This window comes from Streptomyces sp. NPDC002054, from assembly GCF_040296685.1.
Taxonomy (GTDB): Bacteria; Actinomycetota; Actinomycetes; order Streptomycetales; family Streptomycetaceae; genus Streptomyces.
Map to the genome: position 1 here is coordinate 60571 of NZ_JBEOXT010000018.1, position 13712 is coordinate 74282.

At 74.6% G+C, this 13712-nt stretch carries 11 protein-coding genes and 1 riboswitch; of the genes, 9 read left to right on the plus strand and 2 right to left on the minus strand.

Annotated features, from left to right (window positions below):
- Positions 1-64: 64 nt before the first annotated feature.
- From ABT123_RS18765 to ABT123_RS18795, 7 genes are all read left to right on the plus strand, one after another.
- Positions 65-1333, plus strand: a complete 1269-nt coding sequence (locus ABT123_RS18765) for an inorganic phosphate transporter (RefSeq protein ID WP_351315492.1) — start codon at positions 65-67, stop codon at positions 1331-1333.
- Positions 1334-1356: 23 nt separating this feature from the next.
- Complete coding sequence (locus tag ABT123_RS18770) at positions 1357-1578, plus strand: hypothetical protein (RefSeq protein WP_351315495.1); 222 nt, start codon at positions 1357-1359, stop codon at positions 1576-1578.
- 115 nt (positions 1579-1693) lie between these two features.
- Positions 1694-1851, plus strand: a riboswitch (cobalamin riboswitch).
- Positions 1852-1886: 35 nt separating this feature from the next.
- Entirely contained in the window at positions 1887-2843 is a 957-nt protein-coding gene (locus ABT123_RS18775; protein ID WP_351315497.1) for a cobalamin biosynthesis protein, read from the plus strand.
- Complete coding sequence (locus tag ABT123_RS18780) at positions 2840-4378, plus strand: cobyric acid synthase (RefSeq protein ID WP_351315500.1); 1539 nt, start codon at positions 2840-2842, stop codon at positions 4376-4378. The genes ABT123_RS18775 and ABT123_RS18780 overlap by 4 nt, the downstream gene beginning before the upstream one ends.
- Positions 4379-4508: 130 nt before the next feature.
- Positions 4509-6662, plus strand: coding sequence for a putative cobaltochelatase (locus ABT123_RS18785; protein ID WP_351315503.1), 2154 nt, complete (start codon positions 4509-4511; stop codon positions 6660-6662).
- Positions 6662-7261, plus strand: a complete 600-nt coding sequence (cobO, locus tag ABT123_RS18790) for a cob(I)yrinic acid a,c-diamide adenosyltransferase (RefSeq protein WP_351315506.1) — start codon at positions 6662-6664, stop codon at positions 7259-7261. Before ABT123_RS18785 ends, cobO begins: the two co-directional genes overlap by 1 nt.
- On the plus strand, positions 7258-8811 hold the full coding sequence (locus tag ABT123_RS18795) for a cobyrinic acid a,c-diamide synthase CobB (RefSeq protein WP_351315509.1): 1554 nt from the start codon (positions 7258-7260) through the stop codon (positions 8809-8811). The genes cobO and ABT123_RS18795 overlap by 4 nt, the downstream gene beginning before the upstream one ends.
- A gap of 2 nt (positions 8812-8813) precedes the next feature.
- Here the strand turns inward: ABT123_RS18795 and ABT123_RS18800 are convergent, their stop codons facing one another.
- Positions 8814-9560 carry a ZIP family metal transporter gene (locus tag ABT123_RS18800; RefSeq protein WP_351315512.1) on the minus strand — a complete coding sequence of 249 codons (747 nt, stop codon included), beginning with the start codon at positions 9558-9560 and terminating at the stop codon, positions 8814-8816.
- Positions 9561-9651: 91 nt separating this feature from the next.
- Here ABT123_RS18800 and cobC point away from each other — a divergent pair, with 91 nt between their 5' ends.
- Together cobC and ABT123_RS18810 are read left to right on the plus strand one after the other, a co-directional pair.
- On the plus strand, positions 9652-11094 hold the full coding sequence (gene cobC / locus ABT123_RS18805; RefSeq protein WP_351315515.1) for an Rv2231c family histidinol phosphate aminotransferase CobC: 1443 nt from the start codon (positions 9652-9654) through the stop codon (positions 11092-11094).
- Between the two features lie 351 nt (positions 11095-11445).
- Positions 11446-12651: a CapA family protein gene (locus ABT123_RS18810; RefSeq protein WP_351315517.1), complete on the plus strand. Its 1206-nt coding sequence runs from the start codon at positions 11446-11448 to the stop codon at positions 12649-12651.
- Between the two features lie 85 nt (positions 12652-12736).
- Here the strand turns inward: ABT123_RS18810 and ABT123_RS18815 are convergent, their stop codons facing one another.
- The gene (locus tag ABT123_RS18815) at positions 12737-13708 is read right to left on the minus strand and encodes an SCO1860 family LAETG-anchored protein (protein ID WP_351315520.1); all 972 of its coding nucleotides are present in this window, start codon (positions 13706-13708) and stop codon (positions 12737-12739) included.
- Positions 13709-13712 lie beyond the last annotated feature (4 nt).

The following is a 13712-nucleotide window of genomic DNA, read 5'->3' on the forward strand; positions in this document are numbered from 1 at the left end:
CTTTTAGTTCACCTAGGTTGCCTACGGTCGCCGAGCCACTGACGTCAAACAGAAGCCTGGGTAAATGGAGCACATAACGCTTCTCCTCGGGATCGTGATCATTACCGCTCTCGTGTTCGACTTCACGAACGGTTTCCACGACACAGCCAACGCGATGGCTACCACCATCTCGACCGGCGCCCTCAAGCCCAAGACGGCGGTGGCCATGTCCGCCGTGCTCAACCTCGTCGGCGCGTTCATGTCCGTGGAGGTCGCCAAGACGATCTCCAAGGGCCTGGTCAACGAGGACGGCATCCAGCCAGAGGTGATCTTCGCGGCGCTCGTCGGCGCCATCCTCTGGAACCTCATCACCTGGCTGGTCGGACTCCCCTCCAGCTCCTCCCACGCCCTGATGGGCGGCCTGATCGGTGCCGCGGTGGCTTCCGCGGGCATCGGCGCCGTCAACGGCGACGTGGTGGTCACCAAGGTGCTCATCCCCGCGATCGCCGCGCCGATCGTCGCCGGTCTGGCCGCCATGCTGGCCACCAAGGTCACGTACAAGGTCGGCAAGAACGTCGGCGAGAAGACCTCGGCCAAGGGCTACCGGGCCGGTCAGATCGCCTCGGCGGGCCTGGTCTCCCTCGCGCACGGCACCAACGACGCGCAGAAGACGATGGGCATCATCACCCTGGCCCTGGTCGCCGGCGGGGCACTCGCCCCCGGCTCCAACCCGCCCGTCTGGGTCATCGTCTCCGCCGGCCTGGCCATCGCGCTCGGTACCTACCTCGGCGGCTGGCGCATCATCCGCACCATGGGCAAGGGCCTGACCGACCTGCAGCCGCAGCAGGGCTTCGCCGCCCAGACCTCGGCCGCCAGCGTCATCCTGGCCTCCTCCAACCTCGGCTTCTCGCTCTCCACCACCCACTCGTGCTCCGGCGCGGTCATGGGTGCGGGCCTGGGCCGCAAGGGCGGTGTGGTCCGCTGGTCCACCGCGACCCGCATGTTCATCGCCTGGGGCCTGACCCTGCCGGCCGCCGCGCTGGTCTCGGCCGGTGCCGAGCTGGTCATGCGCACCGGTGACATCGGCATCGCCGCCGTCACCGTCTTCCTGGTCGGCTCCTGCCTGGCCATCTGGCTGATCTCCCGTCGCCAGGTCGTGGACCACAACAACGTCAACGAGCTGGAGACCCCGGCCGAGGCGCCCGGCGTGGTCACCACCGCGATGGCGGCCGTCACCGTGCCGCCGGCCGGCACCACCGCCGCGGTCACCGACGAGGACCTGAAGGCCACCATCCCCGCCCCGAGCGCCCCCGCGCCCGGCGAGACCCCGGCGGCTCCGGCCGCCGCGGTCTGACCAACAGAGAAGGTTTCGGCAGTATGAAGATCGACTGGGCAGCTCTCGGCTCCGTCTTCGGAGTCAGCCTCTCCGCCACCGTCGCTCTGGTGGCCCTGTTCACCCTGGGCATGGTGGGGCTCTCCCGGCACGAGGCCGCCACCGAGCAGGGCGGCGCAGCCACCCTGGCCCGCACCGGCGCGTACGCCTGCTTCGCGCTCTGCGCCGCGGCCGTGACGTACGGGATCTGGCTCATCGTCGCCTGAGTCCCCGGGGCACCACCCCGCCCCACCCCGCACCACCCGAAGCACCACAGAGTCACTCCCCCCGGGCAGCCCCGGGGGGAGTTCTCGTTTCAGCAGGTCAACGGCAAGTTGACGGGCCATCGCGGTGCGTGGTGGACTGCCGGAGCCATTACGGCGGCAGCAGAGGAAGTCCGGTGCGAATCCGGCGCGGTCCCGCCACTGTCACCGGGGAGCACGGACAGCCGTCCCTGCCCGCCGGGAGCCAGGAACTCTCGCCGCCGGACACGTCGAACCAGGGCGCGGACCCTGAGTGAGGACATACCTGCCCCATGCGTGCCGATCGCGTCTTCGCGTACGGCGTGACGGCGGGCCTGATCGGCGACCGGATCCTCGGGGATCCACGCCGCGGGCACCCCGTCGCCGCCTTCGGACGAGCCGCCGCCGGCGTCGAACGCGTCCTCTGGCGCGACCGGCGCTCGCGGGGCGTGGTGCACACCCTGGTGTGCGCCGGAGGCGCAGCCGCCGCGGGTGCGCTGGCCGCCCGCGCCGTACGCTCCCGTCCCGCCGCCGTCCGGATCGCCCTCACCGCCGCCGCCACCTGGGCCGTGGTCGGCGGGACCTCACTGGGCCGGGAGGCCCGTGCCATCGGCGGCGCCCTGGCCGCCGGGGACACCGAGGTGGCCCGGGAACGCCTCCCCCACCTCTGCGGGCGCGACCCGCAGGCGCTGGACGGGCAGCAGATCGCCCGCGCCGTCGTGGAGTCGGTCGCCGAGAACACCTCCGACGCGGTGGTGGGCGCCCTGGTGTGGGGTGCGGTCGCCGGGGTGCCCGGGCTGGTCGCCTTCCGGGCCGTGAACACCCTGGACGCGATGGTGGGCCACAAGTCGCCGCGCCACCTGCGCTACGGCTGGGCCTCCGCCCGGCTGGACGACCTCGCGGGCTGGCCGGGGGCCCGGCTGACCGCGCTGGCCGCCGTGGTCGCCGGCCCGGACCGTCGGGGGGCGGTCCGGGCCTGGCGCACCGACGCGGCGGCCCACCCCAGCCCCAACGCCGGCCCGGTGGAGGCCTCCTTCGCGGGTGCCCTGGGCGTCCGGCTCGGCGGCACCCTGGCCTACGGGGGACGGGTGGAGCACCGGGCGGTGCTCAACGGGGACACCGGGCGGCCGGTGGAGGTCGCCGACATCGAACGGGCGGTACGGCTGTCCCGGCAGGTGACCTGGCTGGCGCTGGCCGCCTGCGTCGGCGGCCGGCTGCTCGCCGCACGGGTACGGAGGGGACGCGCATGAGCAGCACGAGCAGCGTGAGCAAGGGGCGGCTCGGCGGGGGGCTGCTGGTCGCCGGCACCACCTCGGACGCCGGGAAGAGCGTGGTCACGGCGGGCATCTGCCGCTGGCTGGTCCGGCAGGGCGTGAAGGTGGCGCCGTTCAAGGCCCAGAACATGTCGCTGAACTCCTTCGTCACCCTCGAGGGCGCGGAGATCGGCCGGGCGCAGGCCATGCAGGCGCAGGCGGCCCGGGTGGAGCCCACGGCTCTGATGAACCCGGTGCTGCTCAAGCCCGGCAGCGACCGCAGCAGCCAGGTGGTGCTGCTGGGCAAGCCGGTGGGCGAGATGAGTGCGCGCGGCTACCACGGCGGGCGTCAGGAGCAGTTGCTCGGTGTGGTCACGGACTGCCTGGAGCAGTTGCGGGGCACGTATGACGCCGTGATCTGCGAGGGGGCGGGCAGCCCGGCCGAGATCAACCTGCGGCGCACGGACATCGTGAACATGGGGATCGCGCGGGCCGCGCGGTTTCCGGTGGTGGTGGTCGGGGACATCGACCGGGGCGGGGTCTTCGCGTCCTTCTTCGGCACCACGGCCCTGCTGTCGGCCGAGGACCAGTCGCTGATCGCCGGCTACCTGGTGAACAAGTTCCGCGGTGACGTCTCCCTGCTGGAGCCCGGCATGGAGATGCTGCGGTCGATCACCGGCCGGTCCACGTACGGGGTCCTGCCCTTCCGGCACGGGCTGGGCATCGACGAGGAGGACGGCCTGCGGGTCTCGCTGCGCGGCTCGGTCCGCGAGTCGTTGGTGGCTCCGCCGGTGGGCGAGGACGTCCTGCGGGTCGCGGTCTGCGCGGTGCCGCTGATGTCGAACTTCACGGACGTGGACGCGCTCGCGGCCGAACCGGGTGTGGTGGTGCGGTTCGTGGACCGGGCCGAGGAACTGGCCGATGCCGACCTGGCCGTCGTACCGGGCACCCGGGGCACCGTGAAGGCGCTGGAGTGGCTGCGGGAGCGGGGGCTGGCCGATGCGCTGGCCCGGCGGGCCGCCGAAGGCCGGCCGGTGCTGGGCATCTGCGGTGGCTTCCAGGCGCTGGGCGAGCGGATCGAGGACGAGGTCGAATCGCGGGCGGGCGTGGTCGACGGGCTGGGCCTGCTGCCGGTCCGGGTCCGCTTCGCCCGGGAGAAGACCCTGGCCCGGCCCTCCGGTTCGGCGCTCGGCGAACCGGTCACCGGATACGAGATCCACCACGGCGTGGCCGAGGTGCTGGGCGGGGACCCCTTCCTGGACGGCTGCCGGGTGGGGTCGGTGTGGGGCACCCACTGGCACGGCTCGCTGGAGTCGGACGGCTTCCGCCGGGCGTTCCTCCAGGAGGTCGCCGCGGCTGCGGGCCGCCGCTTCGTACCGGCGCCGGACACCTCCTTCGCCTCCCTGCGGGAGGAACAGCTGGACCTGCTGGGCGACCTGATCGAGGAACACGCGGACACCGATGCGCTGCTCCGCCTGATCGAGACCGGCGCCCCGGCGGGCCTCCCCTTCCTGCCCCCGGGCGCACCGTGACGGGCCGGGCCCTGCGGGGCTGTTCCCCCACCCGCCCCTTTACCCACCCCTTCCCGAAACCGGGGCTCCGGCCCCGCACCGGCGCGGCGCCGCGCCACATCCAGCCGCCGCACCTTCGAAGGAGTCACGCATGAGCACGCCCTACCCGTTCACCGCGGTGGTCGGCCAGACCGACCTCCGGCTGGCGTTGCTCCTCAACGCCGTCAGCCCCGCGGTCGGCGGGGTGCTGGTCCGCGGCGAGAAGGGCACCGCCAAGTCCACCGCCGTCCGCGCCCTGACGGCCCTGCTGCCGCAGGTGGACGTGGTCCCCGGCTGCCGGTTCTCCTGCGCCCCTGCCACGCCCGACCCGGGCTGCCCGGACGGCCCCCACGGGTCCGGCAGCTCCGCCGAGCGGCCCGCCCGGATGGTGGAGCTGCCGGTCGGAGCTTCCGAGGACCGGCTCGTCGGAGCCCTCGACCTCGAACGTGCCCTCGCCGACGGCGTGAAGGCCTTCGAGCCCGGCCTGCTGGCCGACGCACACCGGGGCATCCTCTACGTGGACGAGGTCAACCTCCTCCACGACCACCTCGTGGACGTCCTGCTCGACGCCGCTGCCATGGGCGCCTCCTACGTCGAGCGCGAGGGCGTGTCCGTCCGGCACGCGGCCCGGTTCCTGCTCGTCGGCACCATGAATCCCGAGGAGGGCGAGCTGCGCCCACAGCTGCTCGACCGGTTCGGGCTCACCGTCGAGGTCGCCGCCTCGCGCGAGCCCGAGCAGCGGGTGGAGGTCGTACGGCGGCGGCTCGCCTACGACGACGATTCCGCGGGCTTCGCCGCCCGCTGGGCCGCGGAGGAGGCCGCGGTACGGGACCGGGTGGTGGCCGCCCGGGCCCTGCTGCCGCGGGTCCGGCTGGGTGATGTGGCACTGCTGCAGATCGCGGCGACCTGCGCGGGCTTCGAGGTCGACGGGATGCGGGCCGACATCGTGATGGCCCGGACGGCGACGGCTCTGGCCGCGTGGGCCGGGCGTACGGAGGTCCGGAAGGAGGACGTCCGGCAGGCCGCCCTGCTGGCGCTCCCGCACCGGCGGCGGCGCAATCCCTTCGACGCACCGGGCCTGGACGAGGACCGGCTGGACGAGATCCTGAACGGTTTCCCGGACGACGAGCCGGAACCCGATCCGGACCCCGAGCCGGAGCCCGGGTCCGACCCGGACGGCGACGCAGACGGAGATGGCGACGGCGGGCCGGACGGTGGCGGCGGTGTGCCGCCGCAGGCCGGGCCGGAGGACGACCGGGCCGCGCAGGGCCCGGAGGACCGGGACAGGCCCGGACCGGAGCAGGGCCCGGAGCCCTCGGCGGACTCCGCACCACAACCCCCGAGCAGCGCGGACACCACGGCGGACGGGCCGGTCCAGGCGGCCGTACGGGCGTCCGAGCCGTTCCGGACCCGGATGCTGAGCGTGCCCGGCCTGGGCGAGGGCGCCGCCGGCCGGCGCTCGCGGGCGCGGACCGCGCACGGCCGTACCACCGGCTCCCAGCGCCCCCGCGGGCAGCTGACGAAGCTGCACCTCGCCGCGACCGTGCAGGCCGCCGCCCCGCACCAGCGGGCCCGGGGCCGGGCCGGCCGCGGTCTGGTCATCCGCAAGGACGACCTGCGGCAGGCCACCCGGGAGGGTCGCGAGGGCAACCTCGTGCTGTTCGTGGTCGACGCCTCCGGTTCGATGGCCGCCCGGAAGCGGATGAGCGCGGTCAAGGGCGCGGTGCTGTCGCTGCTGCTGGACGCCTACCAGCGGCGGGACAAGGTCGGCCTGATCACCTTCCGGGGTGCGGGCGCCGAGCTGGCGCTGCCGCCCACCTCCTCGGTGGACACGGCCGCCGCCCGGCTGGAACTGCTGCCCACCGGCGGCCGTACCCCGCTGGCATCCGGCCTGCTCAAGGCGCACGAGGTGCTGCGCATCGAGCGGCTGCGCGATCCCTCGCGGCGCCCGCTGCTGGTCGTGGTGACCGACGGGCGGGCCACCTCGGCGGGCTCCCTCGGCGGGGACCCGCGGGCGGCCGGCAGCCGCAGCGCACGGCTGCTGGCGCACGAGGGTGTCGCCTCGGTGGTCGTGGACTGTGAGGCGGGCCCGGTCCGGCTGGGTCTGGCCGGGGCGCTGGCCGCGGACCTGGGCGGTCCGTCCGTCACCCTGGACGGGCTGCGGGCCGACTCGCTGGCCGGGCTCGTAAGGGACGTACGCACATCGGTGTCATCGCAGAGCAACCCCAGCAACCCCAGCAACTCCCGCAACAGGAGGGCCGCGTAATGCCTCAGGGACAGCCGACCGTCGTTCCCGACGACGGTCTCACGACGCGTCAGCGCCGCAACCGGCCGCTGGTCTTCGTCCACACCGGCCCGGGCAAGGGCAAGTCCACGGCGGCCTTCGGGCTGGCCCTGCGCGCCTGGAACCAGGGCTGGCCGATCGGGGTGTTCCAGTTCGTCAAGTCGGCGAAGTGGAAGGTCGGCGAGGAGAACGCGCTGAAGGTGCTGGGTGCCTCCGGCGAGGGCGGCACGGTGGTCTGGCACAAGATGGGCGAGGGCTGGTCCTGGGTGCAGCGCGATGCGCAGCTCGACAACGAGCAGGCGGCCAGGGAGGGCTGGGAGCAGGTCAAGCGCGATCTGGCGGCCCAGACGCACAAGCTGTACGTGCTGGACGAGTTCGCGTACCCGCTGCACTGGGGCTGGATCGACGTGGACGAGGTGATCGAGGTGCTGCGGAACCGGCCCGGCACCCAGCACGTGGTGATCACCGGCCGGAACGCGCCGCAGAAGCTGGTGGAGTTCGCGGATCTGGTCACCGAGATGACCAACATCAAGCACCCCATGGACACCGGCCAGAAGGGCCAGAAGGGCATCGAGTGGTGAGCTCCTCCGTGACCGTCCCGCGGCTGGTGATCGCCGCGCCCTCCTCGGGCAGCGGTAAGACCACCGTCGCCACGGGCCTGATGGCGGCCTTCGCGGGGCGCGGCCTGGCCGTGTCCCCGCACAAGGCCGGGCCCGACTACATCGACCCGGGCTACCACGCGCTGGCGACGGGCCGCCCGGGCCGCAACCTGGACGCGTTCATGTGCGGGCCGGAGCTGATCGCTCCGCTGTTCGCGCACGGCGCGGCCGGCTGCGATCTGGCCGTGGTCGAAGGCGTGATGGGCCTGTACGACGGGGCTGCCGGGCGGGGCGAACTGGCCTCGACCGCCCAGGTCGCGAAGCTGCTGCGGGCGCCGGTGGTGCTGGTGGTGGACGCGTCCTCGCAGTCCCGGTCGGTGGCCGCGCTGGTGCACGGCTTCGCGTCGTTCGACCCGCAGGTGCGGCTGGGCGGCGTGATCCTGAACAAGGTGGGCTCGGACCGGCACGAGGCGATGCTGCGGGAGGCGCTGGAGGAGGCCGGCATGCCGGTGCTCGGCGTGCTGCGGCGGGCCCCGCAGGTCGCGACGCCGTCCCGACACCTGGGCCTGGTCCCGGTGGCCGAGCGCCGCGCGGACGCGGTGGCCGCGGTGGCGGCCCTGGCCGAACAGGTCCGGTCCGGCTGCGACCTGGAGGCCTTGCTCGCCTTGGCCCGCAGCGCGCCACCCCTGCTGTGCGACACCTGGTCGCCGGAGGGCGCGCTGGCGGCGGTCGCAACGGCACGGTCCGGGGGCGCAGCCCCGGCCGGCTCCGGGGCGGGGCCCCGGGCGGGGGCTGGGGGCGCAGCCCCGGCGGTCGGGTGGCCGGGGGCGCAGCCCCCGGAACGGGGTCCGGGGCGTAGCCCCGGTTTCGGGAAGGGGCGGGGTGGGGGAACTGTCATCGCCCTCGCCGGCGGCCCCGCCTTCACCTTCTCCTACGCCGAGCACGCCGAGCTCCTCACCGCCGCCGGCGCCGAAGTCGTCACCTTCGACCCCCTCCACGACGAAGCCCTCCCCCATGGCACGAGCGCGCTCGTCATCGGCGGCGGTTTCCCCGAGGTGTACGCCCCCGAGCTCGCCGCGAACGAACCCCTCCGCAAGGCCGTGGCCGACCTCGCCGCAGCCGGCGCGCCGATCGCCGCCGAGTGCGCGGGCCTGCTCTACCTGGCCCGGTCGCTGGACGGGAAGCCGATGTGCGGGGTGCTCGACGCCGACGCGCGGATGTCGGAGCGGCTCACCCTGGGCTACCGCGAGGCCGTCGCCGTATCGGACAGCGTGCTCGCACCGGCCGGGGGCCGGCTGCGCGGGCACGAGTTCCACCGGACGGTGATCGAGCCCGGCGCGGGCGCCGCCCCGGCGTGGGGGTTCACGCATCCCGAGCGCCGCGTCGAGGGCTTCGTACAGGGCGGTGTGCACGCCAGCTATCTGCACACGCACTGGACGGCGGACCCGTCGGTGGCCGCCCGCTTCACAACGGCTGCGGCGGCTGCGGCTGCGGCCTCGGCGGGGTCCCCCGGGAGCCGCACGGCCCCATGAGCTCACTCCGCGATGCCGACGACCAGCCAGATCCCGGCCACCCCGCCCACCGTGCACATCAGGGTGGACAGGGCGGGGTGCCGGTGGTGTGCCTCGGGCAGGATCTCGGCGGCGGCGAGATAGAGCAGCGCCCCGCCGAAGAACCCGAGGTACGCGCCGAGGGGTTCCTCGGGCAGGGTGAACAGCAGCGTGGACGCGGCGCCGACCACCGGGGCGGCGGCGTCGGCGAACAGCATGAGCAGGGCCTTGCGGCGGTCGTTCCCGTACAGCCGGGTGAGGGTGTACGTGTTGAACCCGTCGGCGAAGTCATGGGTGATGACGGCCAGGGCGACGGCCACCCCCATGCCGCCGCCGACCTGGAAGGCCGCACCGAGGGCCACTCCGTCGGCGAGGCTGTGGCCGACCATGGCCGCGGCGGCGGTCAGCCCGACCTGGGGGACCCGGCCGCCGTCGGCGCCGCTGCCGGCCCCGTTCTCGGCTCCGTGCGCGGCATGGCGCACCGCCAGCAGCCGCTCCACCACGTGCGCGACCAGAAAGCCGGCCACGAACAGCAGCAGGGCGAGCGGAACTCCGAACACGGGACGGCCCGCGGCATTCAGCGACTCCGGCAGCAGGTCCAGGCCCACCACGCCGAGCATCAGCCCGCCGGCCAGGCCGAGTACCAGGTGGCGGCGGTCGGTGACGCGCTGCGCCGTCCACCCGCCCGCCAGGGTCATGAGGAACGCGCCCAACGCCACGATCACCGCCATGTGCCCCTGGATACCGACTGGCGGCGCTGCGCGCACGTCCGCGCGCGGGGTGGCGGCCAACATGTCTGTGACGACTGGGAAAGGACCCCGGATGGGCGAGAGTGAGCGGGTGGTGGTCGGGGTCGGCAGCCGTGCGGGGGTCTCCGTGGAGGAGATCTGCGGGCTGGTCGAGGAGTCGCTGCGGGCGGCCGGGCTGGGGCTCGGCGCGGTGTCGGCGCTGGCGACGGTGGCGGCGAAGGGCGGGGAGGCCGGGATCACGGGCGCGGCGGAACGTTTCGGCGTACCGCTGGTGACCTATCCCGCGGAGGACCTGGCCCTGGTGCCGGTGCCGGGCGCCGGGCCGGCGGCTGGGCCGACGGCAGGGGCGGTGGCCGCGGCGGCGGTGGGCACCCCGTCGGTGGCGGAGGCTGCGGCTCTGGCGGCGGGCGGTGAACTGCTCGTACCGAAGCGGAAGTCGGCGGCGGCGACCTGCGCGGTGGCCACCGCCGAGGCGCACGACCTGCGGCACCACGGCGACGCCGAGGTGGCGGGCGCGGCGGCCGGTCTGGTGGACCTGGCGGTCAACGTACGGGCGAACACCCCGCCGGCCTGGCTGAAGGAACGTATCGCCGGCTCGCTGGACTCCCTCGCGGCCTACCCGGACGGGCGGCCCGCCCGGGCGGCGGTGGCGGCCCGGCACGGGCTGCCGGTGGAGCGGGTCCTGCTGACGGCGGGGGCGGCGGAGGCGTTCGTGCTGATCGCCCGGGCCGTGGCGGCGGTCCGGCCGGTGGTGGTGCACCCGCAGTTCACCGAACCGGAGGCGGCGCTGCGGGACGCGGGGCACCGGGTGGAACGGGTGCTGCTGCGGGAGGCGGACGGGTTCCGGCTGGACCCGGCGGCGGTGCCGGAGGACGCCGACCTGGTGATCGTCGGCAATCCCACCAACCCGACATCGGTGCTGCATCCGGCGTCCGCGCTGGCCGCGCTGGCCCGGCCGGGCCGCACGCTGGTGGTGGACGAGGCGTTCATGGACGCGGTGCCGGGCGAGCGGGAGGCGCTGGCCGGGCGTACGGACCTGCCGGGCCTGATCGTCCTGCGGAGCCTCACGAAGACCTGGGGGCTGGCGGGGCTGCGGATCGGCTATGTCCTGGCGGAGCCGCGGACGATCGCGGCGCTGGAGCGGGTCCGGCCGCTGTGGCCGGTGTCCACGCCGGCGCTGGTGGCGGCGTCGGCGTGCGTGTCGCCGGCGGCGCTGGCGGAGGCGGAGGCCGCGGCGCGGCAGATCGCGGTGGACCGGGCGCATCTGCTGGCGGGGCTGGCGGAGTTCGAGGAACTCACCGTCGTCGCGGCGGCGGAGGCCCCCTTCGTGCTGATCCGCGTGCCCCGCGCCGCCGAGCTCCGCACCCGCCTGCGCGCCCTCGGCTTCGCGGTCCGCCGCGGCGACACCTTCCCGGGCCTCGGCCCGGATTGGCTCCGCATCGCGGTCCGCGACCGCCCGACAACAAACCGCTTCCTCCAGGCCCTGGACACGGCCCTGACCCTGACCACGCCATAGGGGTGCCCGACGGATCAGGGCCGGTCCCGGCCCGGCCCGCCCGGCAGCGCGGCTTGCCGCGATGCCGCCGGCCGCCGGACACCCCCTGCCCGCAGGGCAGTCCGGGTCACCCGGGCGGCCCCCCCGCCAGCCACCCACCGGCCCGCAGGGGCTAACCAGCGCACCACGAGCGGCGCACCGCCCGGCAACGGATCAACGGCGCACTCCGGTGAGGCACCGCCTCGGCGCGCCGCCGGTCGCAGGCGACGCACGCACAGCGGGCTTCCCGCAGCCCGGCGCGGCGGGCCGGTCGTGGAGCGGCGGGGAGCGCGTGCGAGAGTGTGGGGCGCAAGAACGAGCTGGGGGGACAAGGTGCGGATATCCGCGAAGGTTGGGGCGGTGGTGGCCGGGGTGGCCATCGCCGGGGCGGCGGTGTACGGCGGGGTCACGCTGATCGGCGGTGACGGAGCCACGGCCCCGCAGCGCCTCGGGCCGCCCTCGGCGAACGCGCCCGCACTGCCCGGCCGGCAGGCCGACGGCGATGCCCAGCCGTTCACCCTGGTGGCGACCGGGGACATCATCCCGTACCCGTCGATCATCCAGCGCGCCGCCGACGATGCGGGCCCGGGCGGCGGCCACGACTTCCGCAAGATACTGGCGGGCGTCAAGCCCCTCGTCGAGGCCGCCGACGTGGCCATCTGCCACCACGAGATACCGTACGGCCGGCCCGGCGGCCCCTACACCGGGTACCCGACCTTCAAGGCCCCGCACCAGCTCGCCGACGCCCTCAAGGACGCCGGCTACGACAGCTGCTCGACGGCGTCGAACCACACCCTGGACGCCGGCTACGACGGCCTCACCCGGACCCTCGACCACCTCGACCGGGTCGGCATCAAGCACGTCGGCTCGGCCCGCACGGCCGCCGAGGCCAAGGCTCCGGCGCTGCTCTCGGCCGGCGGCGCGCAGATAGCCCAGCTGTCGTACACGTACGGCACGAACGGCATTCCGCTCCCGTCGGACAAGCCCTGGGCCGTGAACCTCCTCGACCGGGACCGGATCATCGCGGACGCGCGGGCGGCGCGCGCCGCCGGGGCCGATGTGGTCGTGCTCAGCATCCACTGGGGCACCGAGTGGCAGACCGCCCCCGACGCCCAGCAGCGCGAGCTGGCCCAGGCGCTGACCGCGTCCCGCACCGGCGGTCTCCCCGACATCGACCTGATCATCGGCACGCACAACCACGTGCCGCAGCCGTACGAGAAGATCAACGGCACCTGGGTGGTGTTCGGGATGGGGGACCAGGTCGCGAGCTTCGTGCCCGCGGACAAGAAGCGCGGCAACCAGTCCTCCATCCCCCGCTTCACCCTGAACCCGTCCGCCGCGCACCCGGGCCGCTGGGAGGTGGTGAAGGCCGAGTACTTCACCCAGTACTCGGACATGGGCCCGCCGTTCCGGGTCGTCTGCACCTCCTGCGCGAGCACCGCCCCGCGGGGCGACTACACGGCCGTAGACCGGCAGGTCACGGAGGCGGTGCTGTCGCGCGGGGCGGCCCAGCAGGGTTTGCAGCGCGCGACCCGCTAGCGCCGCGACCGGCTGGCGTCACGGGCGGCCGGCGTCACGACCGGCCGGCGTCGCAGCCTTACGACGGGCCCGGCCGACCCGGCCGTCAGGCCTGGTTGCGCCCGCGGCCCCGCGCCAGGACCAGCGCGCCCCCGCCCACACCCAGCAGGATCAGCGCGCCGCCCGCCACGTACGGGGTCATCGAACTGCCGCCCGTCTCGGCCAGGTTGGCCTGGGTCCCGGAGGTCTGCGGCTTCATGTCGGACTTCGCAGAATCGACCGGCTCGGCCGCGGACGCGGCCGTGGACGCGCCCGGCGTGGGCTCCGGCCCGGTCGAGGGCGGCGTGGACGCCACCGCCGGGGCCTCGCAGCGGGCCTCGGCGAGGACCACTTCGCCGTCCACCTCCGCCACGTTCAGCTTCAGCGGGTTGACCGAGACCTTCAGCCGCAGGGCCGCCGCGGCGGCGGTGCGGTCGGTGGTCTCGGTGCCGGACAGCACCAGGCTGACCTCGCCCACCCCGGGCACCGACACCTTGGTCGTCCCGCCCGCCGACAGCGTGGTCCGCTTCCCCAGCACCGTCACCGACCCGAGCACGTTCGAGCTCGCCACCGGCTTCCGGCCGGCCTCGCACACGGCCTTGGAGGTGACCTTCTCCACCTCGATCAGGGACAGCAGCGGCAGACCGGGCACATGGACCTTGGCATTGACGAGCCGGACCTCGGCGGCTGCCCGGGTCCGGTCCGCGGTCGCCTTGGAGCTCGCCACGTCCGCGCGCAGCACGCTCACCGGCTTGCCCTGCTCGACTCCGTCGAGGGTCACGGTCAGCGCGGTCTTCTCCGCCGTGGCAGGGGCGTTGACCTCGTTCAGGCTGGTCTTCAACGGCACCTGGACGGTCTTGTTGAGCAGGCCGACGTCCAGCCCGGCGCGGAGGACCACCGCGCCGGCCTTGCCCTCGGCACCCCCGCCCGCGCTGCCGCCCGGATTCCCGGTCGCGTACGCGGGGGCGGCGGCGAACAGGGCGAGGGGCATGGCGGCGGCAAGCAGGACTGCGGGCATGCGGAAGGTGTTGCTGTTCAAGGTG

Coding starts and splice junctions, on each gene's coding strand:
- ABT123_RS18770 (WP_351315495.1), top strand. CDS start 1,357: ATGAAGATCGACTGGGCAGCTCTCGGCTCCGTCTTCGGAGTCAGCCTC.
- ABT123_RS18800 (WP_351315512.1), bottom strand. CDS start 9,560: ATGGCGGTGATCGTGGCGTTGGGCGCGTTCCTCATGACCCTGGCGGGC.
- cobO (WP_351315506.1), top strand. CDS start 6,662: ATGCCTCAGGGACAGCCGACCGTCGTTCCCGACGACGGTCTCACGACG.
- ABT123_RS18785 (WP_351315503.1), top strand. CDS start 4,509: ATGAGCACGCCCTACCCGTTCACCGCGGTGGTCGGCCAGACCGACCTC.
- ABT123_RS18780 (WP_351315500.1), top strand. CDS start 2,840: ATGAGCAGCACGAGCAGCGTGAGCAAGGGGCGGCTCGGCGGGGGGCTG.
- cobC (WP_351315515.1), top strand. CDS start 9,652: ATGGGCGAGAGTGAGCGGGTGGTGGTCGGGGTCGGCAGCCGTGCGGGG.
- ABT123_RS18775 (WP_351315497.1), top strand. CDS start 1,887: ATGCGTGCCGATCGCGTCTTCGCGTACGGCGTGACGGCGGGCCTGATC.
- ABT123_RS18765 (WP_351315492.1), top strand. CDS start 65: ATGGAGCACATAACGCTTCTCCTCGGGATCGTGATCATTACCGCTCTC.